General features: G+C 52.8%; 16 protein-coding genes and 1 pseudogene. 9 read left to right on the top strand and 8 right to left on the bottom strand.

Going from position 1 to position 25525, the window contains the following annotated elements:
* Window positions 1-93: 93 nt before the first annotated feature.
* From B5G09_RS08015 to B5G09_RS08000, 4 genes are all read left to right on the top strand, one after another.
* Window positions 94-1305 (top strand): site-specific integrase, encoded by a 1212-nt coding sequence (locus tag B5G09_RS08015; protein WP_087404782.1) that lies wholly within the window; start codon window positions 94-96, stop codon window positions 1303-1305.
* A 251-nt stretch (window positions 1306-1556) separates the two neighbouring features.
* Entirely contained in the window at window positions 1557-4784 is a 3228-nt protein-coding gene (locus tag B5G09_RS08010) for a SusC/RagA family TonB-linked outer membrane protein (protein WP_087404781.1), read from the top strand.
* Window positions 4785-4818: 34 nt separating this feature from the next.
* Window positions 4819-6237 carry a SusD/RagB family nutrient-binding outer membrane lipoprotein gene (locus tag B5G09_RS08005; RefSeq protein WP_087404780.1) on the top strand — a complete coding sequence of 473 codons (1419 nt, stop codon included), beginning with the start codon at window positions 4819-4821 and terminating at the stop codon, window positions 6235-6237.
* A gap of 30 nt (window positions 6238-6267) precedes the next feature.
* Window positions 6268-6909: a lipid-binding protein gene (locus B5G09_RS08000; RefSeq protein WP_087404779.1), complete on the top strand. Its 642-nt coding sequence runs from the start codon at window positions 6268-6270 to the stop codon at window positions 6907-6909.
* Window positions 6910-7133: 224 nt separating this feature from the next.
* On the opposite strand, the pseudogene B5G09_RS07995 reads toward B5G09_RS08000, so the two are convergent.
* From B5G09_RS07995 to B5G09_RS07985, 3 genes and pseudogenes are all read right to left on the bottom strand, one after another.
* A pseudogene (locus tag B5G09_RS07995) lies at window positions 7134-7610 on the bottom strand (Arm DNA-binding domain-containing protein); the annotation flags it as partial.
* A 907-nt stretch (window positions 7611-8517) separates the two neighbouring features.
* On the bottom strand, window positions 8518-9069 hold the full coding sequence (locus tag B5G09_RS07990; RefSeq protein WP_087404778.1) for a hypothetical protein: 552 nt from the start codon (window positions 9067-9069) through the stop codon (window positions 8518-8520).
* Window positions 9066-10403, bottom strand: coding sequence for a hypothetical protein (locus B5G09_RS07985; RefSeq protein WP_087404777.1), 1338 nt, complete (start codon window positions 10401-10403; stop codon window positions 9066-9068). Before B5G09_RS07985 ends, B5G09_RS07990 begins: the two co-directional genes overlap by 4 nt.
* A 225-nt stretch (window positions 10404-10628) precedes the next feature.
* Between B5G09_RS07985 and B5G09_RS07980 the strand changes: the two genes are divergently transcribed.
* The 5 genes from B5G09_RS07980 (at window position 10629) to B5G09_RS07960 (ending at window position 20335) form a co-directional block, all read left to right on the top strand.
* Complete coding sequence (locus B5G09_RS07980) at window positions 10629-13433, top strand: hypothetical protein (RefSeq protein WP_087404776.1); 2805 nt, start codon at window positions 10629-10631, stop codon at window positions 13431-13433.
* On the top strand, window positions 13400-14908 hold the full coding sequence (locus B5G09_RS07975) for a hypothetical protein (protein WP_087404775.1): 1509 nt from the start codon (window positions 13400-13402) through the stop codon (window positions 14906-14908). Before B5G09_RS07980 ends, B5G09_RS07975 begins: the two co-directional genes overlap by 34 nt.
* Window positions 14909-14961: 53 nt before the next feature.
* Window positions 14962-15756, top strand: a complete 795-nt coding sequence (locus B5G09_RS07970; protein ID WP_143256504.1) for a hypothetical protein — start codon at window positions 14962-14964, stop codon at window positions 15754-15756.
* Window positions 15757-15764: 8 nt separating this feature from the next.
* A complete protein-coding gene (locus tag B5G09_RS07965; protein WP_143256503.1) occupies window positions 15765-16643 on the top strand; it encodes a hypothetical protein in 879 nt (292 codons plus the stop codon).
* 62 nt (window positions 16644-16705) lie between these two features.
* Window positions 16706-20335, top strand: coding sequence for a hypothetical protein (locus B5G09_RS07960; protein WP_087404772.1), 3630 nt, complete (start codon window positions 16706-16708; stop codon window positions 20333-20335).
* Window positions 20336-20662: 327 nt separating this feature from the next.
* Here the strand turns inward: B5G09_RS07960 and B5G09_RS07955 are convergent, their stop codons facing one another.
* From B5G09_RS07955 to B5G09_RS07935, 5 genes are all read right to left on the bottom strand, one after another.
* A complete protein-coding gene (locus tag B5G09_RS07955) occupies window positions 20663-21130 on the bottom strand; it encodes a WG repeat-containing protein (RefSeq protein WP_087404771.1) in 468 nt (155 codons plus the stop codon).
* Between the two features lie 79 nt (window positions 21131-21209).
* Complete coding sequence (locus B5G09_RS07950) at window positions 21210-22484, bottom strand: MBL fold metallo-hydrolase (protein WP_087404770.1); 1275 nt, start codon at window positions 22482-22484, stop codon at window positions 21210-21212.
* Window positions 22481-23548, bottom strand: coding sequence for a hypothetical protein (locus tag B5G09_RS07945; RefSeq protein ID WP_087404769.1), 1068 nt, complete (start codon window positions 23546-23548; stop codon window positions 22481-22483). The genes B5G09_RS07950 and B5G09_RS07945 overlap by 4 nt, the downstream gene beginning before the upstream one ends.
* Window positions 23549-23576: 28 nt before the next feature.
* The gene (locus B5G09_RS07940; RefSeq protein ID WP_087404768.1) at window positions 23577-24323 is read right to left on the bottom strand and encodes a hypothetical protein; all 747 of its coding nucleotides are present in this window, start codon (window positions 24321-24323) and stop codon (window positions 23577-23579) included.
* 84 nt (window positions 24324-24407) lie between these two features.
* Window positions 24408-25322, bottom strand: a complete 915-nt coding sequence (locus tag B5G09_RS07935; protein ID WP_087404767.1) for a WYL domain-containing protein — start codon at window positions 25320-25322, stop codon at window positions 24408-24410.
* Between the last annotated feature and the right edge of the window lie 203 nt (window positions 25323-25525).

Raw genomic sequence — 25525 nt, 5'->3', positions numbered from 1 at the left:
CGGGACTGCAGGGCCGCATCCTCGGAAGGGGCCGGGAGTGGGATGAAAGTCTTATCTTCGGGGTTTTTCAAACCTATTATATCCAGTTATGTTATGGCAACAGTAAAAGTGAAATTCCGGGCCTCGACCGTAGCAGGCCGGATGGGGCATCTATTTTATCAGGTTGTTCACGACGGACGTATCGAGCGGATGCGAACCGGATTCCGGCTTTTCCCGTCCGAGTGGGATGCCGGAAGGGGATGCTGCCGCATCGAATCCGCCGCCGATTCCGAACGACGGGAGTACCTGGCCGACGTGCAGCGGCAGATCCGGTCCGATCTGGAACGGTTCCAGCGCATGTTGTCCACGTTCGGACAAGACGTGACCGGCTGTGGAAGGGAACCGTTGTCGGCCGCACTCGGTTCGCCGCAGTCCGACATGCTGTTCGACTTCATGCAGCGGCTGATTCTTCAACTCCGGGAACTGAACCGTATGCGCACGAGTGAAACCTATACGGCGGCGCTGCGGAGTTTCGCCCGTTTCCGCCATCAACAGGATATTCCACTTGCAGCCATCGACGACGATCTGATCGAGGCCTACGAGGCCGATCTGCGGCGTTCGGGAGTGAGCCGGAACACCTCGTCTTTCTACATGCGGATTCTGCGGGCGGTCTACAACCGGGCCGTGGAGAAGAACCTCACTCCGCAGCGCTATCCCTTCCGGCATGTCTATACGGGGGTCGACAAGACCGTCAAACGGGCCATTACGCTGGAATCCCTGCGGCGTCTGCGGATGTTGGATCTGCGGTCGGATCCCCACCTGGATTATGCCCGGGATCTGTTTCTGCTGAGCTTCTACCTGCGGGGCATGTCCTTCGTGGATATGGCCTATCTGAAGCGTTCGAACCTGCAGGACGGCGTGCTGGTCTACCGCAGGCAGAAGACCGGCCAGCTGCTGCGGATCCGTTGGGAACCCTGCATGCAGGCGATCGTCGACAAATATCCCTTGCGGCATCCGGATTATCTGCTGCCGGTCTTCCGGAGCGGTTTCCCGGACGGACGGAATCAATACAAGAACCGGGGACATTTGATCAACCGGAATCTGAAACGGCTGGGCAATCTTCTCAATTTGCCGATTCCGCTGACACTCTATTGCGCCCGGCATACCTGGGCCAGTGTTGCGCGGAGCCGGGAGATTCCGCTGTCGGTTATCAGCGAAGGCATGGGGCATGACTCGGAAACGACCACACGCATCTATTTGGCCTCACTGGATACGGGGGAGGTGGACCGCGCCAATCGTTTGGTTATAGATTTGCTCGAAATCTGAGTTCTTGACTAATGATTCAATCTCTTTTTAAGAGATATTATTACTGATTGTAATCGATTTGTCATCAGTATAATTGCCTGAAAATATTCATATTACATATTAATTTCGTCGGACGATGATGAATTTTACGCCTGAATTGTTTAAAATTGTAATATGATTTGTTGTTTCTAACCTTTTTTTACCTATATTTGCCAATACAAATTCTTCTCTTAAAAAGAGACAATACTAATTATTAACTCAAATTTAGGTCTATGAGAAAACTTGTACTACTCTTTATGGCCGTTTTGAGTTGTAGCCTGTTGGCAACGGCTCAAAATCGGAAAGTCTCCGGTACGGTTACCTCATCCGATGGGAAACCGATAGCGGGTGTGACGGTTGTTGTGGAAGGTATGCACATCGGAACCAGTACGAATGCCGAGGGTCAGTATACCCTGGACGTGCGTAAGGGAACGACACTGCAGTTCTCGTTTATCGGTATGCAGTCGCAGACGATTCCGATCAACGATCGTACGACGATCGATGTAGTCCTGCAGGACGATGCCATCGGTCTGGATAATGTCGTGATTACGGCTTTGGGCCTTACGCGCCAGGAGCGAACGCTGGGTTATGCCTCCTCGACGATCAAGTCCGACGAAATCGCCAAGGGACATGCTTCGGATGCCATGTCGGGACTGATCGGCAAGGTCGCCGGTATGCAGATCTCCTCGTCGGGAGGTGCGGGTACCTCGCAGAAGGTCATCGTACGCGGTTATTCGTCGCTCTCGGGCAGCAACCAGCCTCTCTATGTGGTCGACGGCGTGCCCATCTCCAATGAGACGATGGGAACGCAGGATCTGAACAACTCGATCGACTTCGGCAACCAGGCCGGCGATATCAACCCCGAGGAGATCGAATCGATCACCGTCCTCAAGGGTGCCTCGGCTACGGCTCTCTACGGTTCGCGGGCCGGTAACGGCGTGATCATCATCACCACCAAGCGCGGTCGTCAGAACGAGGATGTGACGGTTACCTACGACGGATCGTTCATGGCCAGCACCGTGCTGCGCATCCCGCAGCTGCAGTCGAAGTTCGGCCAGGGCTGGTACTACGACTACGACGGCGGCTATTTCGGCAACTTCTCGCCGACGGAGAACGGTTCGTGGGGCAACCTGCTCGACGGCCGTATGCACTACTGGCGTCCGGGAGCCTCGTGGTACGAAGGCGCCGAGATGTCGATGAAGCCCTTCTCCCATGCGAAAAACTCGCTCAAGAACTTCTATGATACGGGCTTCGAGATGAACAATACGATTACCGTACAGGGCGGAACGCAGAACAGCGGCTTCATGGTCTCCTACGGCAACACCCATTCGAACGGCGTTCTGCCCGGCAACAACGACTACTACAAGCGCAACACCATTTCGTTCCGCGGCAACACGCAGATCAAGGGCGGTCTGGCGTGGCTGAACTATGGTATTTCCTACGTGCGCAAGGACGTACGCAATGCCATGACCGGCCAGGGTATGAACGGTTCGACCATCTATCAGAATATTCTGCAGTATCCGGTCGATGTCGACTATGCCGACCTGAAGGACTACAACAGCGTCTACAACGACGCCAACAACTTCTATACGCCCTATGCGCAGAATCCGTGGTGGACGTTGGACCACAACTATTCGACCTACCAGGATGACCGCGTCTACGGCAACATCGAGCTGGGTCTGCAGCTGACCAAGGGTCTGCAGCTGATCGGACGTCTGGGCGGCGACTTTGTCAACTCGAACGAGAAGTATTACAACGACCTGTGGCAGTATCTGCCGGGCTCCTATACGGAGACCGAGGGTGGTTCGGTCGAGCCGGGTTCCTATCAGGAGATCGCCCGCAAGAACAATCAGATCGACGCCAACGTGCTGTTGAATGCCGATTACCGTTTCGGGCGCGACTGGTCGCTGCACGCTGCGGCAGGCTGGAATCTCAACCAGCGTACGGCCTCCTACGTGGAGGGGACCCTGTCGGGCCTGGCTGTTGAATCGTGGCCGAGTTTCGACAACACGAGCGGTGCAACGCCCGTTGCAAGTTCCCACTTCGAGCGGCGGCGTCTGATCGGACTCTATGCGCAGGCCGATCTGGGGTGGCGCGACGGCATCTACCTGACCCTCTCGGCACGTAACGACTGGTCGTCGACGCTGCCTATCGACGACAACTCGTTCTTCTACTGGGGCGCGAACGTTTCGGTGGTGCTGACCGACCTCTTCCCGTCGATTCGCAACGACGTGCTGAGCTTCCTCAAGTTGCGCGGCGGCTATGGCCAGACCGGTAACGACGCCTCGCCCTACCACACGTCGAGCTACTATCTGCTGGGCAGCGCCACGGGCGGCTTCGGCGATCTGAAGTTCCCGCTCAACGGCTATTCAGGCCTGCTGCGGTCGACGATCATGCCGGCATCGGCACTCAAGCCGGAGATCTCCACCGAATGGGAGGTCGGCGCTGACATCCGTCTGTTCGAGAACCGACTCAACTTCGACGTGGCTTACTACGACAAGAAGACCAAGAACCAGATCATCTCGGCTACGCTGGCTCCCGAATCGGGCTATACGTCGCAGGTGCGCAACGTGGGTCTGATCCAGAACCGCGGTGTCGAGCTGACGGTGGGTATCGTTCCCGTACGGACGAAGGACTGGGAGTGGAACTTCACCTATACCTTCTCGAAGAACAAGAACGAGGTGAAGGAGCTCTGGGACGACGTCAAGGAGACGACGATCTACGGCCTGACAACCGGTGCCCAGCTGAAGGCTATCGTGGGCGAACCGCTCGGCACGTGGACCTACTACAAGACCCAGACCGTACAGGATGCCTCGAGCCCCTACTACGGCAAGACGATCGTCAATGCCACGACGGGTTATCCCGAGCTTTCGGCGACCGAGACCGAGATCATCGGTTACGCCGATCCGAAGTTCACGATGGGCTTCAACAATACGGTTCGCTGGCGGGATCTCTCGCTGGGCTTCTCGTTCGACTGGCGTTACGGCGGCAAGATGTACTCGGCTACGCAGAGCATCATCTACTTCAACGGCAACGCCGAGCAGACGCTCTACAACATGCGCGATTCGTTCGTGGTTCCCGATGCGGTCTACAAGGGCTCCGACGGGGAGTATCATGAGAACAACATTCCCGTTACCGGATACTACAACATAAGCAACTACTGGTACTCGAACACCAACGCAGAGCGTTATCGCGACGCTCTGGTCGACAAGACCTATCTGAAGCTGCGCGAGGTGAACCTCACGTACCGTCTTCCGCGCAAGTGGTTTGCCGGGGTGAAGTGGCTGTCGGGCATCGACGTCTCGCTGGTGGGCCGCAACCTGCTGATGTGGACCCCCAATCAGGGAATCATCGACCCGGACATGACCAACTACGGCAACGACCTCACCTCGCAGTTCGGCGAGTACTATTCGGCCCCGACGACGCGAACCTTCGGAGGCAGCATCAAAATCATCTTCTAAACGTCCCATTTAACCCATTTAAGAAGTCATCGTTATGAAAAGAATCACAGTCATATTACTCCTGCTCGTATCGACGACGCTGAGCGGATGTCGGGACTGGCTGGATATCAACGAGAATCCGAACTATGTCAGCAATGCGGACAAGACCTCGCTGCTGCCGACCGTCGCACTCGAAACGGCCGACAAGGTGGGCTATGAACTTACGCTGGTGGGGTTGTTCTGGTCGCAGTACGTGGTGCAGAACAAGAATACCAACCAGTATACGACGATCATGGACTACAACCTCAATACGCAGTCGTCGTACTTCACCTTCCCGTGGTCTTACCTCTACGTGCGGGTGCTGCCGACGATCAAGGAGATCCTGACGCAGTGCGCCGGCGAATCGAACGCCTCGAACTTCGAACTCGAAGCCAAGACGATGCTGGTCTACAACCTCTACCTGCTGACGAGCCTCTACGACGAGGTTGCCTATACGGAAGGGTATCTTGCAGCCGAGACCAACACGACGCCCCATTTCGACTCGGGAGAGAAGATGCAGCAGGTCATCATCGGCCTGCTTGAGGAGATCCGGGCCATGGATACCGCGAAGATTGCCGCCGACGAATCGGCCAACACCTCCTCGACCTCCGACATGATCTTCGGCGGCGATGTGGAGCAGTGGATGAAGTTTGCCAATACGCTCTACCTGCGGGTGCTGCTCCGCGATTTCGACACCAACCGCTCCAAGATCGAGGCGCTGCTGACGGAGAACAAGCTGCTCGATACGAAGGATGCGGCGTTCGACAACTTCGCCAACGAGGCCGACCGTTCAAATCCTCTCTATGAGAGCGACCGCCGCCAGTTGAATACGGATCAGAACATCCGTTGCTGCAAGGATATTCTGGGAGTTCTTTCGGAGAGCGATCCGCGACTGGCATACTATTACGAGACAACCGACGACGGCAAGTTCCTCGGAGTATCTTACGGTACGCTGCCCACGCCGGCCGAGGCAACGCGGCTGCAGCTCGGAGCTCAGGATCCGGTCTATTTTGCCACGATCGACGAGGCCTATTTCCTCAAGGCCGAGGCCTATGCCCGGCTGGGAAATGCCTCGGAGGCAAAGAACAACTACGATGCGGCGATCAAGGCAGCCTTTACACGGTGTGGCTGCACGGGAGCCGATGATTTCATCGCCGGCGATTATGCCTTCGATATGGTTGCCGGAACGGAGGCGATGGTCGAGCAGATCATCAACCAGAAGTGGGCGGCCAACGTCCGCTGCATGCCTATCGAGTCGTGGTTCGACCTGAACCGTACGGGCTATCCGACGCGCGGCACGACAATCACGGATTCGAAGGGTGTACTGGGCGACTATCCCTACCGCTTCCTCTATCCCTACACATCAACGGATTATAACCCCAACTCACCGGAGGTCGAGCCGTTGAATGCCAAGATGTGGTGGCACAAGAAATAGATTCCGAAACCCAATCAAGAACGACGAATTATGAAAAAGATATTGAAAATGCTGGCTATCGGAGCTCTTGCCGCAGGTTTTGTCTCCTGCGAAACCTACGAGGTGGAGGAGCCCGAGATGACTGCCGTGGCGGATTTCGACGGGCAGTGGATCTGCTTCGCCTACGAGGCGAGCGATCTGCAGACGCCCGTGACGGTATTCGACATTCTGGTAACAAATACGACCTACAACGAGTCGAATGCCATGTGGATGACCATCTCCGATTGCGACTATCGGATCACTGGCGATCCCAGGTATCTGGATGCGCTGCAGTTCAAGCTGACGTGCAATCCGGCGGACCTGAGTTTCTCCGGCTCGGCCGTGGAGGCCTCGCAACCGCGCACCTGCCATAATATTTATGTTGCCCAGGGCTATTATACGGCGGGATATATGGGCTTTGTAGACGTGGATGGATATACGGTGACGGTGACCGGCGGCAAGGTGGTCAAGGATGGCGTAGATACGAAGACGGGATACAAGGCCGACGCCATCGAATTCAACTACAGCCGCACGAATCCCGACGGCTTGACGGAACAGTATGTGGTCAAGGGGATGAAGAATACCGGTTGGAATGAGGACATGCAGGATTATTCCGACTTCATCGACAACAATTTTTCTTCTGATTCGGAATGAAACACACTCACTTTCTGTCAAGAGTGAATTTCTAGATTCATTTTTTCGGAAGAGGGCTCTCATGGTTGAGGGCCCTCTCCTTTTTTGCGGAACGGGGCTGCCTCGGCATGGCGTCAGAATGCGGTATTTCGAAGGATTTCGCTAGGGCATGCGTTTCGGCTGAGGCCGATGCCGGAAGGGGTGTCGTTCGTCTGTTTGTCCGGTCTGGTTCTCTTTTCGTCCGACAGATCCTCCTTCCCGTAGCGCTGGCGGATCAACTTGGCCAGATAACGCCGGCAACTCCCGTAGCGACGGACCGTAACCAGCGCATAATCAGTCCCAACCAACGCCCGGCACTGGTCGTTGTGCTCCTGCATGGTCCCCAATAACGTGCGGACCTCTTCCGGCTTCTTCTGCCCGAAGAAGAGCTCCTGCAGCAGGTGAGCCGTGACGGGGCGGTTCTGCTGCTCCAGTTCGCAAAAGATTTGATACAACTTGATGCGGGCCTCCTCGATATAGGTGTTCAGGTCGCAGGCGCGGCGGCTCTTGCCGCGTGCCGCCTCCTTGGCCTGACTTCACAGGGCCGGGTCGATGCTCTTGCGGATGTTGTTCTCGACACGCGTTCCGTTGACGGTGATGCGCATGCAGACGGAGGCCTCTCCGTTTTTCAGCAGCCTGGTCTTCTTGAGGAAGAAAAGACCGGGAGGACTGGTTCGACAAATGTAGGAAATCCGACTCAATTTATTGTCATGCAAAATATTGCAGTTCAGCGAGAAAAGCGCGAATTCGGTGGAGATAAATGGGGTGGTTTCCATCTCCACCGATTGCTCCACCCAAAGGTGCCGAAAACCGCTGTTTTTTGCGCTGCCGGCAAAAAGAGGAAACCCTGATTTCCAAACGAAATCAGGGTTTTGCAACTTTCTGCTTCTCTTCAAAGTGGTACCACCAGGAATCGAACTATGCGATCAAGTGTCTGTATATCTTTGAATTGTATTTCGGCAAAAGGGACTGTCTCCCGCGGTTGCTCCACCGAAAAACCACACCATTTTGCAGGGTTTTACGGGGTCGATTTCCTACTGCGATGCAAAGATAACCTTTTATTTTGAGAAACAAACAGATGTCCTCCGTTTTGCTCCACCTCGAAAAGGAATCGAATAATTTTAGTTGTTTTCTGACGGCATCTTATGGTTGTTGTTTGCCATTTGGGGCTTGGAGTCCTCTAAAATAAGAGTCCCTCAAGCTCTTTTTTCGGTAAAATTCTTCCAGATTTTTCTGCCCCAATCGGCTGCTGCTTGATGTCGCTCGCGAATATCATACGGCTGCGATATCCGGATCGGAAGACGCGACCAACTTCTCCTCATACATGTAACAGCCGTTTTGGGGGCTGTCGGACTGCAAAAACAACCAGATCATCGTTTATGCATATTGCGCGTCGCTCTTACGCATACATCCGTGTGCTTAACCAACAAGGTGTGTAGAGAATGTGTCCAAGATATTGAGCCGCTCCGAGATCAAAATGCCACAACACTATACCAAACTGTATTGGAAATTTGATAAAACATGCAGATATATTAGATATGAGAGATAAGAACAGTGTCCACGTTGCAAAGCTTCTGAAGGAATAACTCCCTATCGGATAAAGAGATGCGTCTTCCAATAGGGATCGAGTCCGCCCTCCGGAGAAAAGAGTGGCGGAGCCAGCTCTCCGGGAAATAGGGAGCAGAGATAACCGGTCTCGACATCTCCATCGTTGATCGTTAGAATCAGTTGGCATATCCGCGTTGGAATCATCCGGTCTGTCTGCACTGTTCGCACACAGTATCCGCCACGCTTCTCCTCTCGAATGGTCAGCCGCTCCTCTACCATCAACTCCGTTTCGTCGATAATCTTTTGGGTTCCGATATTCTCCTTGCAATCAAACGAGAGCCTCACACGACCATCCACATCGACCGATGCATGTTCAAATCTCCGAGGAAACATCCCGATCAACTTCTCTACGACCATTTGAGGCGACCTGGCAAACGACACAAAAAACTTCGATCCGGCGGCCCGCAGTTGGGCATCAATTGACTCATCGTCGAATCCCGCTGAGTGCAATTGCGCCCGAACTTTGTCGTCCAAAGCCTCAAAATGGGTAAGAGTATGATAAACAGCATTTTCATCGAACAGAATCTTTTTCATGATCTTCTTTGATTTTTAGCGGTATAGTATGAACATAGCCACCATCCGAAAATCAACACGACAATTCCACACAGAGCCGTCAGCACCCAACGATAGGCATGACCTCCCGTTGCAAAACCAAGCGTTTCGCAGATCAGTGTCGTGCCGTCATACAGCGCGGAGAGCACGGTCAATACGGTCAATACGGAAAGGAGCTTGCCCACGCGGCGCTCATTCAACGCCTCTTGTCGTTCTGCTTCCTGGACCAGATAGTGATGAAGCTGAGTGCGCTCGGAGGCAATCTCCAGACTCGAATCAATTGCCTTATAAATCATTTGAGGCAAGAAATTATACGAAATATTGGAGAATGCATACCAATGCTCCTGCTGTTTCATCTGTTGCAGAATACTCGTACACTCGCCATTTGCGGCATCGGAGCGAAAAAGATTGTTGACAACGAAAAGCAGTGTCTTCTGATAGTAGGCGTGGATGTAAATCAGCCGGAAGTAGCTTTCGCGCCAGAGCCACATGCGACGCTCTGTACCCCCTAATTGAATTACCGTCAGACTGTCGAGCAGAGCCAGCGCCTTCCAGTTCTTGAAGACCGAAATCGTATTCTCGGCCATGATTTTCTCATAATAGCTCGGAGCGGGTGAATAGCTGTTAGAGCTATCGTCGACACATCCCACGGGACTCGTGGAGCCCAGTTCGTAGAGCAGACTGTCGGAAAGCTCGCTCACTCCGAAAATCTGAAACGCTTTCAACTTATTCCCCGTACAGGTCAGATTTGCGTAACGCGACTCTGAAGTCGCTCCCTCTCCACCAGATACCCCACAGACATGCAGAAGCGGTTCAATAGCTTTGGTATACCCGGGGGCATTGAGACTCAGAACCCACGATTTGCTCTTCGCATCATATTGCTCATAATCATTCGTCTCACGAAGCAGACCGTGCGCATAGGAAAGTTTATCGGGGTCACTCCCGGCTTGCTCCTCGATCTCTATGGCAAAGAGGCAGATGTTGTAGGGAAAGAAGAACAGATGGAGGGCACACAATTCGAATGTCCATCCTTGTTCGCCAAATCTATCATCATGGAGGGTGCATGGAGTCTTCACATCCATTCTGAGGTAAGCCGTTCCCTTGTAAAAGTCCTGCTGTTTTCGACCCTTCACCTCAACGAGGGAGTCCACGAAACTTTCGTAATAGATATTGCTCGTTGCCTGATATTCCTCCGTCGTCATAATCACACGGGTCCATCGGGCATCACAAGCCGCAACTTCGTCAGCGCTTTTCCGGGTCTTGAGATGGCCACACAGATATGTGTGTGCATAGCCTATCTGAGGTTTGATTTCCATTGTTCGTATTAGGGTTAGTCAAGTAAAAATAGTAAATGAAATGAACAATTCAAAGCAATGAGTGCATAATCTGCGAACCTTCGCTATTCGTCTTTTTTACAGCCGTTATGCGCCCCCGATTGCGACCGAACCTGACATGTTAAATAAAAATTCTTGAGGAATATTAAACAATTTTTCGTATATTGTAACAATTACGTTACTTGAATCTTAATACTCCTTTTATACATGGATACCTCTTTTTTGAGTATATCTCATCTGACCGATTCGGAATTTGAGACCATACGACATCTGCTTTTGCGATTGCAGCAGTTCATCCGGGCTATCCCTGTTGCCCATAGCTCGGTGGTGGTTGAGAATGGGGAGGCGCGAAACCGGCTTACCCTGTCCAGGAACAACCAGTTTTTCGTCGAGGACTTCAGCTATTTCTTCTCCGAGGGCCAGCACACCGGATACGAACTGACCATTCTAACCAAGTTGTTATGCTCCCGTACGGTGTTGGGCTCGAATATTGGAGCCAATATATGGACTATCTTTGAGACGTTAGAGCCCGAAATAGACGGACTCCAGATCGATGCTTGCGAGCAGAGGATCAGATTATATGCCGATTTTGTGCACGCTCGCCTCAACGCGCTCGATTCATTCTGCCGAATGGTTGCGGAGCTACTCCGCACGAAAAGCACGCGGTGTGAACTCCAGAAGGAGATATTCAACAACTTCTTCTGGAAACCGTTTCGTTCCGATGCCCCAACCGACGAACTCAACTACCTGATCCCCCAAGGGAGTCATGAACAACACTTCTTTCAGACCTGGAAGCAGTTCAGAAACAAATCAACCCACGCGGATCAGTCGGTGTATAGTCCTCCTTCCGATCTGGCTGAGTTGTTTCAATACAGCCGGCGAATGCACTACGGATCGGCTATCTTCATCCTGAAAATCGTCGAGCGATTCTACGATGAGCTGACGGCAGTCATCTGCAAGAGCGAGGACTGGGATGAATGGTCGCCCCAATCAATTGACGAGGATGAGCAGCACGTCGGTCGCGAGGTGCTCACTCGTCTGTACATGGACAAGCTGCGCCAAACGACCGGTGAGCGACTGAAAAAGGCCTTCTGGGGTACCGGCATCCATCGCTATCCCCGCTTGACCTACGATCTGCCCGAACTGCAGCTTGAATACACCGACGAAAACAATGCCGCACAAGTAGACGAAGGCCCTGACCTGCTGATCGGAGATCAGGTTTACCCCCGCAAACTTGTCATCGGTAGCGCTGGTACGGGGAAAAGCGTGATGTTCTACCGTATGATTCTGCGAGGACAGCCTCGCCTGCTGCCCTTTTATCTGCCGATGGACAGTCCGGAGATGCAACAGTGCACCGACCTGCTCTCCAAACTCGAATTCGAGATCACCGGAGAGGACACCCTGATTCTGACTTCACGCCAACGCCATGCGGCTGTCGAGCGTCTGTATCAGCTGCTCGAAAAGGGGTCGGCTGTCTTCTTTATCGATGCGCTCGATACTGCCAACAAGGATCAGATTATGCGATTGGCTGACCTCATGAACCGGTACCCCTTATGCCAGTACATAGCCGGTATACAACCCGATGCGTATGAAAGCAATAGAGAGTTGATCGATTCGATGAATTTTCAATGCTTCAAAATCATGCCATTGACCATCGAGCAGGTGCGTGCATTGATGAATTTGGCCTCCACCCATATCAGTGGGGTCGATCACACTGACCAACTCTATCGCGAGATCACCGCCTCGGTGCATGGTTCCGACATGGTATACCATCCGTTTTCGGTCATGATGCTGATCGATCTTTTCGAGGATAATCCCCAGAATATCGCCTTGTCACTGAACCAGACCCGTCTTTACAGACTGGTTGAGCAGAGAATCATCACCAATCCCAACCTCGATCCCGAGGAGCGAAGTTCGCTGCTCGACCGAAATTTTATCAAGCAATATCAATCCGACCTGAAGCAGATTCTTAATCTGCGCACGGAACTAATTGAGGCGTTCAAAAGCCAGGATCCCAACGCCTGGCAGAGAATTATCATCACGCACCCGTTCATACAGGAGAATCTCAATTCGGCGCAAAAGATCTTCGAACTCATGGAACTGCTCGACGATATTCCTCCCATCAAGCCGGTTGAGACGGGCATCATGAGAACCTTGATCACGGTTCACCTGCTCAGTTTGGGCATTGCAAACGATAGCAAGGCACAGTCCAACATCCGCATGACCCAATCAGGGAAACTCATATTTGAAGGCAACACCCTCCCCATGCCTAATCCACATCTGTGCGATCTGGCTATGGCGACCTCGAGTATCGGTATCCATTTGCCGCAAGGTGACGACTTCCATACGACGGACAGTTCACTGGTCTACAGATTACGCCCACGCTATCTCGTCCAGTCGTATCTCAACTCCCTGATGGAGATATACCGTCAGGCAGATATCTCCTTGTCCGAAGGTGAAGCCCAATTGGAAGCACTCTTCAAGGGAATTGCATACTCGGGAACGACCTATCTTACCAACAAAGTCTTTGAACCCTACTGGATGCGCTTCTGGCTAATCTCCCAGCAAGATCGACTTCCGGGATCAGAAGAGAACGGCCTGGCAGGGCCCAACTACAATGTCATGTCGCGCGCGCTTATCTTCCAGAGCAGCAAACCCTCCAAGGTCTGCTTTTTTCTGCTTAAGCAGGCTGAATGGATCATGCGGTGGAAGATGGAGAACACCCTTGCATTATGGCGCCGCTATATCCGCGACATCATAGTCAAGAAGATGAACGACGAAGAACGCGAGGATTTGATTAACAAAATTCCGTCGCTGCCTAAGAGCATCTGCCGGGAAACCATAGCCTACTATACGAACATGGCTATTGCCTCTATGGATTCGCTGGCACTGGCCCAACAATATGACCCCGATGTATCGACACAATTGGACACGACGGTCATACTGAAGTTGATGAAAAAAAGTCACACCCCGATGCGTTGCGGATTCTCACGTTCAATCTTGCCTTTCTGAAGATCAACAATTCGTTGTTCCACACACTCTTTATTCACTTGTTGCGCAACGGAGCGGCCACCACGCCCGGAGTAGAGAATATCCTGTGGAATGTGGTGTCGGAAAACATGAAAGACAAGCGTGCGCATCTCGAGATCTGCAAGATGCTTGATAAAATTCCCATGGAGGATATCCGGAAGGATATCGCCGAACAGATTTACGATCAGCGCATATATGCGTGTCAGATCAAGATTCGCGAGCAGGAGAATCTGCGCATGCAGCAATGGTCGGAGCCCGTCATCGGCATCAGAAACGACTACCTGCGGCCAGTCTCGGTAGACATCGGTCGCAACCGCCGCTCGATACAGTACACACTCTACTCCCAGCCCGACCGACAGACCTTTATGGTAGCCTCGGAGTGCATCAGTGAGATGCCCGAACACAAGTTCTGCCGGATTAAGGGGATCGATCAATGGTTCTGGGTGCAGGACGTGAAGGAAGAACACCCCATGACCCACATGGTAGAGTTTACCATCAATCTTCCGAACAACGCTCCGCGGCGTAAGCAAGGATCAATTGGCATTGAGATCGAGGGTGTCGACACCAAGATACCCTATATCTACCTGTTCGAGAAGTTCAACAACCCGCAGGTGGTCATCCGCATCGATGACCCCGACTGGATCAACCAACTGTGTCAGCCCTCCACTCGCGAAAAGATCAAGGCGTCGCCCAAGATCAACTGGTATGGTTACACGGGTACAATTGTTGGGATCAACATCCGTCCTGTCAACCCCAACATGCGACTCCTTGTGCTTCATCCCGTCTCGGACGAGGGAGGTTTGTATGGAGTAAAATTTGAGCCCTTCGATTCAATTCCCAGCGACGGTCAACTCTCTTTCCACCATAGAAAATCGCTCGAGCAGAACTCGAATGGCATCGCGCTGTCGATGCCCTCCACCGAGAGTCGCGCATCGACAACCCGCCTCAAGAACCTGATCTATCTCGGATGCGACCATGAAGGCCACTACGTGGCCTCGGCCAATGAGCTGCAGGCTGGAAATATTCTTCGCTGGAGTGATTTGACGGAGTATGCAATCGTTGTGTCCGTGAGCAGAATCATGCCCGGTCAGGATTCGGTGGATCAGATACCGAAGGAGGTCATCAAGACCTTCCGGCGTACCATATACATGATGACGCGCAATACCCAAAAGGGGAAACAGGCCCAGAGTGCCAAATCTCTCACCAACAAGTCATCAGTATTCTACCAGTACATCATCAAGATCTCTCCGTTTACTCCTGCGGACCTTCCGCCATGTGTCCCCATGCAATACACCGAAGGGCAGATAATTTCGCAGAAGATCGACGTCGTGTGGTATCATGCTGTCAGAAACCCGGTGCCTGAGTTCTGGAAAGATTGCTCCTACCCAATTACGGTGGATTTGATTCCGGTGTATGCCTTACACAAGAACGGGAATTTTGTCCTGCGCACCCCATGACCTGTTTTCCGAAGGAGATTCGCTACTATGCCACGGATGAGATGCCCTCACGCATGGAGGTGAAATGGGTAAAGAGCGAGGATACTGAGGAGCAGGTCAAGTATTGCTATATCCTTGTGGATCCGGTCGTGAAACATATCTGGACAAAGAATCCGCGCGGTGATATCAGGTTCTATGCAAGCCGCGAGAGCACTGAGCCCATCGCGGTCAGCTACAAATCATTGAGCTCAATAATCAACATGAGCATACCCCAACTGTACCACGCCAGCATTGTGCCCCTGTTGCTTCGGGAGTGGACTGCGGAGCGCGAACTCACGCCGGAAGCGCAACATTTCTGCTGGGCAAAGCATCAGCTTGTGGACCTGGCAAGGTGTTACATCAACCGAAGACAGTATTTCAGTGTCAGCCCGCAGATCAAGCTCTGCTATATTAGAGACATCGACCAGACCGAAGTCCAGCTGTTCACCCCCGATGTCAAGTATACTGAAGAGGGTACGCGTCTCTTCAACATGGGTCCCAGGCTGGGTCAGCTCTCGTGCCTTAACGATGTGACGGAGGAGCTCAAAAAGGGGATGATTGTCATCCGGTGCAACAAGTGGCTTCTACCCCTTGACCGCGAGATGGTCAAACAGATCGGAGCGCAAGTACTGTGGGGCTTCGCTCAGGGACGTATCACTTTCAATCCGCATACGATGCGCTACGAGGTGTTGGAGCCCTTAAGCAGAAGATACCTCATTATCCCTAAAGCAGAGTATAAGAACTATCTGAAAAAGGGTGTCACAGTCAGCTTCTTTCCGGTTCTTAACGAAGAGTCTCAGAACGAGGCCCGATATATCCAAGTCTTATAACGATCCATATGAACAACGACAGAACGATACTTATTCAGTTGAACGAATCGGGTGAGATCAACTGGGGTGCAGCACAATACTCCACCTCGGATGAGACGCTTCGTGCCCAATATCCACAAACCAGAAAATGGCCTCTGATGTTCAAATATGTGGAGATCGAGCAGAAACCCTCGTCATTCGAGCAGACATTCAGGAACTTGATGACACAGACCCGTCGGGTAATCAACGTCATACAAAACCAGAGCAATCCCAATGGATACACCATGACCGTCGAGGCCTTCACTCCTGATGGGGTTGTGCTCCGCCCCGACGATGAATCGTGGGGAATTCTGCGGTTCATCATCCCCCTGCGTTATTATAACTCGGAGTATGAATGGTGGCCGCTCGAGACCGGAGACCGCATTATGGCCGCCGTAACGAAAGAGGAGTTCGGCACTATCGAGTGTCGTGTGGTTCGCACACTATACCGGGTCAATAAGAGAGCTCCGATCATCAAGGCGAAAGCCCGTCAAGCCCAATATGAGGCTGACATTCGGAGCATGGCCGGTAAAGTGACCATCAATGCCAAGATACATAGTTTGTCGACATTAATCGATAAACGAACAGGCAAGGAGAGGTCCTGTAACACGCTGGAGATAGGCGGAGAGGTATTGCCTGGTATCTACAGTCTGTCTTGGTACCCCACGTATCTCACCCGAAAGAAGCTGGAGACGGGGACAAACGTGCGCCTGTGGGTAGACAAACGCCAAACGATTACACAAGAGAATTCAGAGGAAGAGTCGTCCACAAAGACACAAGGCTCCTCATTCATATGGAGAATATCGACCACCCCCCCCCTCGCGCATGGCCGCTGTGTTTCGCTACAAAAACCCGACCAAACTGCCTAAAGCCGAGCTGCAAACTGTCACGGGCATTGTCTGCTGCTACTCATCTCAAAACTCCCCCCCCCATGCTTCTGTGGGCGGCTTTCGACAACTGGGAGTGGGGTGGAACCGTATTTCGCAATCAGGTTGATCTGCAGAGTTTGGGGCCGAAAATTTTCACCTACCTGCCCCTGGGTTTCCCGGCGCAGTTTACCTTTGACTATATTCTGGGTGAGTCGGGGAACATTCAGAACAGCCGACTGCGCCTCCTTGGCTTCAGCCCTCAGATCGAAGGGCGCGTGAGCACCAATTACGAGGCTCATAATGTGCAGGACAGAGAGCTCTGTTCGATGGTGACGGTCTCCCCATACGCGCGTCTGGATGATGACACCGGTACCTACATTACTTCGCCACAATATGCAGGTATCGCATTGGACAAGAACACCCCCTGCGCCATGATCAAATATGCCCAGTCGCGCATATTCACCACGGAATATCAGGTTCCGGCCAAGGTCAAGCTCCGTAAACGCACGGTATATTTCGACATAAAGAGTGCCCTACAGCAGCAACTGACGAATCTTCGCGGTAAAATCGGGGAGCTGATAGATCTGAAGATATGTGTCATCAGCAACGGTTGGGCCTACATGACCACGCGAAACGGATATCCTGTGGCATACCACTGTATGTCAGACCTTGAGGTGGAGAGTATCCGCCAGAATATGTTCTCCTACATGGAATTCTGTCTGGAGCGCATCACCGGCGATCAGCTTGAGGTATCCTCCGTGGGTGCATTCAAACAGCAAGTCGCACTGCTCAGCCTGCAACCCGGAACAATGATTGACACACACGAGGTGGAGCGTGATGAGAACGACGCCATGACCTGGAACAAACTGACATGCATACAGATCAAATCTGAGACGCCGGAGATGTTGCAGGAGGCCCCCTATCTCATGATCGTGGAGGTTGACGAGAGAAATTGCCGGCTGATCGTTACAGCTCAGCCCAAGCTCTACAAGGAGCCTATCACGATGGTGCGAAGAATGTCGTTGAGCATGCATATTACGCCTACTCTCTGGTTGTGCACCGACAGTAACGGCCATCAAGCGATCATGGAGGCATCGAGGGCTGAGTCGCATCTACTCACAAACCTTATGAAGCTCTACGGCCCCAATATCCCAGTTTTTGTCGGCCCAACCCAAAGTGGGTTCGGACGATCGGCAGTAGGCCGCTGCAAGTTTGAACAGATTGCATGCAGCGCCGACTACAGTCAACTGCTGGCGCTGAACCCCATACAGATATCTACCCCCATGTCGAAGCAGAATCCGCGGGTTCTTTACTATGACGTCGTGCTGACCTGCAATCCGGATGAGCTGAAAAACGGACCGGTATCGCGAGTGGTCTACACGGGCCAGGTGGACGATCTAAATGCCCTGATATGCAAGCCCGACTATAGTGAAAACAATACGGTTACAAACCGATCGGAGTCCTCCTCCAAGAGGTATATGGGGTACGTGCTATCGGTCGACACCAGCACTCATACCGTATTGTTTTTTGTCGATTCGAAGGAGGTACAGCTTTCCACTGAGCACCAGTTGCATATTCCGCTAAACATGTGTGCCCCGCTCGATACGATCTTTCCAGTCGAATCCTCCTGGTCGATCATCAAGAATGGCGACGAGTATGAGCTCAACAACCATTGTTCCCGTGCAGCCAGCGCCTATACACTCATCAGGCAGCACACGCGACAAAACAAGCGCCACCGCGATTGGGTGGTTAAGGGCGAGGATGGCACCATCGCCGTTGCCGCCGTTCAGGGCTGGCAGGCCGGAGAGACCTTGTTGCTGATTCCGGACACCTCCTACGGGGAGACGGACTTCTGCATGATGGTAGAGGCCGAGGAGTTGATCATCGGAAGAAATATCACGCTGCGCCTGTGCGGAGTCTCTGACGATGGGGCGTACTACCTCGTGGAGCCCGTAAGACCTTCGTATTTGCGCAAGAACTATCAAATTCCCATCTCGTCGTGGAACTGGTGCGATATCAAACCGTTGAAGAATTTCGAGATGATCAAGGATTGTGTTTTCGACGCACGTGTGGTCGACATCGACGACGATACCATCATCCTCGATCGCCAGCAGTTGCTGCCTCAATGTAATCTGCTGCAGAACGACCGGATCAGCGGCGTCTACCAGATGGAGGTCGTCGGTTACAATCAGAAGGGCTATATCCTAGAGCAGTACCAGATCAAGGCGCTGCTTCCGTGGGAGAAGGCTTCGTGGTTCCATCTGTTATCTGGCACATCGATCATAGAGGAGTATCTGCCTATAGGGTCGCTTATTGCCGTTGGCCTTTCTACCCCCGAGAATCTCGAGCAGCCGTATCTGGATGCTGACTGGATTGGGCTTCACGCCGACATCGAGAAGCGATGGAAGAAGGCCGTTGAGGATCAGAGTTTCCAAAGCCTGGTTGTCCAGAGAGTGGGCAAAAGGCACCTTTATGTCAGTCTCGACGGTATAATCATGCCTCTTGGTGCCGATGAATTGGGCGTATGGGAGGGACTTGATTTGAGCGACTATTACAGCGAAGAGCAATGCCTGAACGACGGGCTGTTGCAATGGCTTGTCCCGCAGCAACGATTTCAACTACGACTGGCCGAAAAGAGAACCCCATGTTCGAAGCCGGAGCTTGACCTGGAATATACGGCCACTATCAAATCCTACCGGGAACGACACAGCCATGCCTGTTACGTCGCCTTTTACGAGTGGGTGGCAATCGTGCCCCACGGAGAGGTCACATGGGAACCCTGTTCGCTGGACAAACGGCCTTACGAGATTGGAGCTACCGTTCGGATCAAGGTGACGAGTGCCAACACAAACACCATGAAGATCAAGGCGAGTATCAAGGCGTGTCTGCCCCGACCTGAAAGTGGCCCCGCCGCGATCGATGCGGCCGAACATCCTGAAATGCGGTGGTTCACTCTGAACAGAGCTTCGTCTGTTGATCTCCAACTGCTTGACAAATACAACGTCCCCGCCATTCTGTGCAGTGAGGATGCGACTCAGAGCTTGGACGAGATAAAAACCACTATTGCCGAGCAGGGAGGCATATACCTCCCGGTCGTTGGTGTTAAGCAGGGCATGCTACATTGCAATCAGAAGGTGATCAAGACGCAGGCCGAGTTGTTGCAGAGAAGGCTTGAGAAGGGATCCCTCAAGATCACATGTGTCATCTGCGGACTCACGAACTCCCGACTCTTTGTTCACTGGGGAGTACTGACCGGAAGCATTCTGAAGCATGATATCATTCCGCAAAACGTGGTTTCGTTAAAGCATCTCTACAAAGAGGGTGAGACGATTGCCTGCGTCGTCTCGTCGATCGATATGGACACCTGTCTGTTCAAGGGCAGTGTGTTAAGTCTATATCCCAATGGGATCTACGACTTGCTGGACTTCAAAAAACCTGGAGACGAGACGTCTGTACTCGTATTGGGGGCTAACGAGACGGGAGTGAAGGTACAACACTCTTCGGGAATGATCGGAATGATTCCCCTGGACGAGGTGAGCTGGAATCCCAATGCCGACATTCAGGCATGGGCGGAGCGCTTCGAAAACGACTATGTAGGTGTTGTTGTCCTGAACATCGACCATTCGGAAGAGACTAATGTTAAACTTATATTCAGCCGAAAACGTCGACTGGCTGAAGGTGTTGAGGATTAACAAACACTATCAACCCTCTGCCATAGCATCGGTTCTGCTATACGTAGATTTTTTCTTCTTGCCCCGGTACAATTCAGAGGTCACACGGCTGTCGAAAAAGCGATTTCCGAGGATTGCAAGGAGTGTCAGATGATTAGCAATATGCACAATATTTCATAGGAGATACTCCGTAAGTATAAGAAGTATCAGCTATGCATGCGCAACAAGGAACAACTGCTCGTTAACTGCAAAACAAATTCTACGGCAACGGCCTTGCATCCGACCCCGCCAAGTCCGGGGCTTGTCGCTATCGAGTGGAAAGAATGAATTGAAAGAAGATGGTTTATCTCACAAAAACACCACCTTGTGTCGTCGGATACAGGCCAGGCGGTCGTTTCCCCGCTGGTTGACGGGCAGAATCACGTCGAAGCGGAGCGGTTGTGCCCATCCGCCCTGCCGGTTGAGCAATCCGTAGCGGCCTCGGCGACCGATGATGTTGAACTGCGCATGGTGGTTGGTCAGCACATCGTACCGTGGAGGAATGATGGTGCGGCCCTCGAAATCCACCAGTCCGTATTTCCCGTTGCGGCGGATGCGCAGCAAGGTGTCGCCATAGGGTGCCGCACGGTCACAATCCAGGCGAATAAGTCGCCCGCTGCGGATGCGCAGCAGCGCATATCCCTCTCTGTCACACACCAATGCCCGGCCCGTATCGTCCAGTAGCCAGGCTTCGTCCCAGCACGCCTTCGTAAGGTGGCATTCGCCCGAGGTCTGAAATCCCGTTTTGCCGTTCTTGCAGTAGTATCTGATTCCCATATACCTTGCCTTTTCGGCAAAGTAAAAGCCCTGCTGTGCGGAATGGCGGCACAACAGGGCTGAATCTGGAGAAAAGAGACTACAGCTCGATCGATTCATTGTCCTGCGGACAGCGAATCATCCGGTCGGGGAAGAGCGAGGCGAAGCGTTCCGGAACAGTGGTATGAATCGGGATCAACAGCCCGGGATCGACATGCCGTACAATCGATTGCAACGATTTCGCATCGGCATGGCCGCTGGTATGGATGTGCGGATTGGCAAAACCCCGCTCCCGGATCCAATCCATGAATGCAGGTTCGTTTCTCTCGTATCCCTCCCAGATCGAGGTAACTACGACCGATGGCGTGTGGCTGTACTTCTGCATGTAGTACAGCATGGAAGGGCGGATGAGCCAGGCATATTTGCCCGGATTGCGTCCGAGGTCTTTTGTGTCGACCGTCGAAAGTGCCTTCAGACGCTCCACAATCTCCGGATCTCCGGCCTCTTCGAGCCGTTTCAATTGAGCGGGCAAACAGAAATACCGGAAGACATCGTGCCCTTCGAATGGAGAGAGCGGCGACGGGATCGACGACTTGAAACGGTGGACCGCTTCCAGCACATAGGCGACGTAGGTATCCACAATCAGTTTGCGCGAACAGACGAGCGCCGCCTTGTAGATCTGGACGATCCGGTCGATGTTCTGCCCCGAGCACCAGATGTAGTGCAACTTGTCGGCATCGGTGCGGAACTGCTCCTTGAAACGTTCGCAAATCTCCGCTTCGCTCATACACTCCTTTTCGGTGGCCAGATTGGTCCCCTCGAGCAGCAGGCAGTCGACCTTCCGGGGCAGGTTGTGATAGAGAAAACCTTTCACCCCGTGGCGGCGGATGTCCCCGCTGTAGAGGATTCGCCGGCCTTCGGCTTCGATCAGGAAGGCGCAGGCATCGTAGGCGGCGTGATCGACCGTATAGGGTGTAATGCGGATATCGCCCACGGTTACCGGTTCGAACTTCCGGTCGTCCGCCTCCTTGGAGAGGACGTTGATATGGTGCAGATAGTCGGCATCGCCGCGGCCATGGATCACCTCGGTGACGTGCATCATGGCCGCCGTCCCGGCCGTAGCATAGATGGCCACATCCTGGTGCGTGTCGGGCAACAGGCCGTGGTGGTCGGCATGGTAGTGGCTGATGAAGATGGCATCGGCATCCTGAGCCCATTCGAGGGCCTCGCGGCGGATTAGTTCCTGCTGCTCCTGGGGCCGGGAGTCGAAATCGAGCGGCAGACCCAGATCGAGCAGAATTTTTGCCTGCCGGGTCCGTATCTCGACACAGCTGCCCCCGATTTCGTGTGTTCCGCGGTGGATGGTGATGGTCATAGCAGTATGATCTTTTTGTCGGATTGGTATTTGTAATATTGGGCGTGGATCGTACTCCGTTTATTCCTGTCTTCACGATTGATAAAAGCAAGAAGATCCGGAGAAATGGCTGGATGCAATTCATCAATCAGCAGAACTCCGTGGATAGCCGCAATGTCGCCGTTTGTCCTGTCATAGAATTTGTCGAAGTTTCGGGGCATGGTTGTCTTGTCAGTGTTCGGGCCGTAATGGATTGTATGATTCAGACAAAGATCCTCCATGAGCCACAGATGAAAAAGCAACTCGGTCAGAATGCCGATTTTTTTATTTCGGTATTTCAATTCAAAAATCCACAATTCATCGGAACGGATTGCCCACAAGTCAATGGCACTTTTTCCTCCGGTAAACAGGGCATTTGTGTTGGAAACCGAATCCCTGAAAACCCCTACCGGCAATTGATTGCCGCATGCGTCGAAATCCACACCCTTGAACAACTCTTTTCGGGAGATGAAACTTCTTTCGATGGTTGCTTCGGATGACTCCTTTTGTGGCGTTGATGTCTCGTTGCGGGGAATATTGAGGTACAGGTTGCCGCTTTCAAGTTCAGTCTGGAAGTTCCGTACTGCCGGAGTATTTTCTGCTTCAATGCTGAACCATTCGAAGTGTTCCTGCATTTTGAGAACCCGATAGAGAAACCGGTTGTAGTGACGTTGTCGGACCACATCGATGTGCTGCGGCTCATCCCATCTTAGACTGACTGTTTCAATCTGGTCCGAAAGCCAATATTTGAGACAGAGAGCCCAGGCTTCGAATGAGGCATAATCCGTCTGCATGTTTTGGCAGACTGGGTTCATTTCATAACCGTATTTTGTTTTTACAGTCTTCCCTTTGTAATAAAACTTTTTTTCATGGATAGCCATGGATAGTTTTTTGGTCTTGCTGTCGACTAAAAAATCGATATAATCAGTGAAGATGATTCGATTCTTCGTTCCGCTACATGTAATTCGATTCCTCAGAACATTTAGGATCTGGACTTCTATCTCTTTCTGAATGGACGATTTACGGTCATCTACTTTACTTTTCATAAGAATCTTTTTTATAAAGATACAATTATCATAGAGATTTTCTTTTGTTGAGAAGTGCCATGGCCTCTTCGAACGACAGAGCATCGCCCTTCGGCAGATCCCGATACTCGCTGGCAATACGCATGATCGGTGAGGCTAGACTCCCGAAACTGCCTTCGTCGACATGGTGTTGTTGGCAACCGCATGCGGTGCAGGTGGCCGAATGGCTGCTGCGGCCGCTCAGCGGTGACCCCGAGACGGAGTAGATCAGCATCCGTCCGCCGCATTTCGGGCATACGCGCGTGTAGCGTTCCTCGTATTCGGTCCATGCTCGGACCACTACGCCCAGTGGATAGGGCCCTGAATCCCTCATCGATACATAGGCCATGCGGATGCGCATCGGCGTGCGGGCTCCGAAGAGTTGCGGATCGGCAAGAATCCGTTCACGCTGGCGCCAGATAAGCGGCACCGATTTGGCAAAGAGGTCCTGGAGCCGTTGCTCTTCCCGCTTCTGTTGCTCTCGGCGAATCGGTTCAAACCAGCCCCGGACGAGTGATTCGGGGACGAGCAGTTTCCCTGCTTGCGCATCGATATGCAATCCGTTGTCTACGATTAACGATTCGTCGATCCGGAGTTGCAATCCCTCGGCATTCCGCAGCGTGTAGTTTCGGCCCTGTCGGTCGACGATATCGATCGGGATGACGGCCTCTGCTGTTTTCGGAGCATCGGCCCGCTGGCTGAACGTCCGAAATGAAGTCGCTGTTTTTTGAGCGTATTGTTTTTTCTTGTCAGTCATAATTCTTGCCGTTAAAGATTCCAGGTCTGGTATAGGTTCTGGATGAGAGAAATGTGGCAGCCGATAGTGTTGACAGGCTGAAAATCATTTGTCGAAAACGTGGTCGTAGCAGGCTCCGATAGTATGGATGATGCGCCGCATCTCTTCCCGTACATTGCCCGGCGAGAGCACCTCGAAATTGCAGTGGCAGTTTAACATGGCCTGGTAAAACTCCGGCGTCGGTGCCACGTGAAATTCGAAGATGGCATAGTCGTCATGCGTCTCGACCTCCTGCTGCGAAGCGTGGAGGGGCAGCGTGCGGAGATACTTGACGCCGTCGCCCGTGACCCGGACCCGGATTGTGCAGGGGCGGATGTCGTCGTAGACCGCCACGCCGAAGGCGCCGGCCAGGTAGCTGGCCGGATCCAGTTCCTCGGGCGGCATAAAGCGATCTTCGGTCACGCGGATCTTCACCATGCGGTCCAGCGCATAGAGCTTGATCTTCGCATTGTCGGGCTTGTTGGCGTAGAGGTACCAGCGCCGGTCGCGGAGCTTGACGAAAAGCGGCCGAAGACGGAGGTCGAAAGCCTCGTCCCCCGTGAAGGGCTGATAGGTAACGACCACCTGCCGGTTCTCGCGCATGGCGTCGAGCAGTTCGGGAAGATGCCCCCGGGCCGAGGGAACCTCCTCGACCAGCACGCGGTTGTGCAGCGTGCGGGCCTCGCGCAGCGACTGCCTGACGGCAAAACTGTCCAGCAACCAGTTTGTGATGTTGTGCGAGTTGAGGTCCTCGCTGTTGGCAATGGAGTAACGGTTGGTGTGTTCGTCGCAGACAATCGAGATATCGAACAGCTCCTCGACCGCGTCGCGGTGGGTGTGGAAGGTCCGCCGTGCCAGCGGACGGCCGTCATAGAGCGCGCTGCGCTGCCAGCGGGCACGGATCTCGGCCAGCGTGATGGGGCCATAGCGATGAATCGTGTCGGCCAGCCAGATGTACCTTTTGAAGAGATTGGATGCCATGGTGTTTGTCTTTTTCTGTTACAAAGGTAGCAAGAGTATATGCCGAAATATTGCACATGGTTGGAATTTTTCCCATTGTATGCCATTTCTTTGAAAAACAGCATAAATAGCGCTCGAATCTCTTTGTAAATCCATCTGTTTTGCGTATCTTTAAGATATGGAAAATGACAATACGACAGATACTTATACCATCGGTTTGAAAC

It is taken from the genome of Alistipes sp. An54, from assembly GCF_002159375.1.
Classification (GTDB): domain Bacteria; phylum Bacteroidota; class Bacteroidia; order Bacteroidales; family Rikenellaceae; genus Alistipes; species Alistipes megaguti.
The sequence above is the reverse complement of the archived record's forward strand: the minus strand, read 5'-3'. Positions and strand labels throughout refer to the sequence as shown.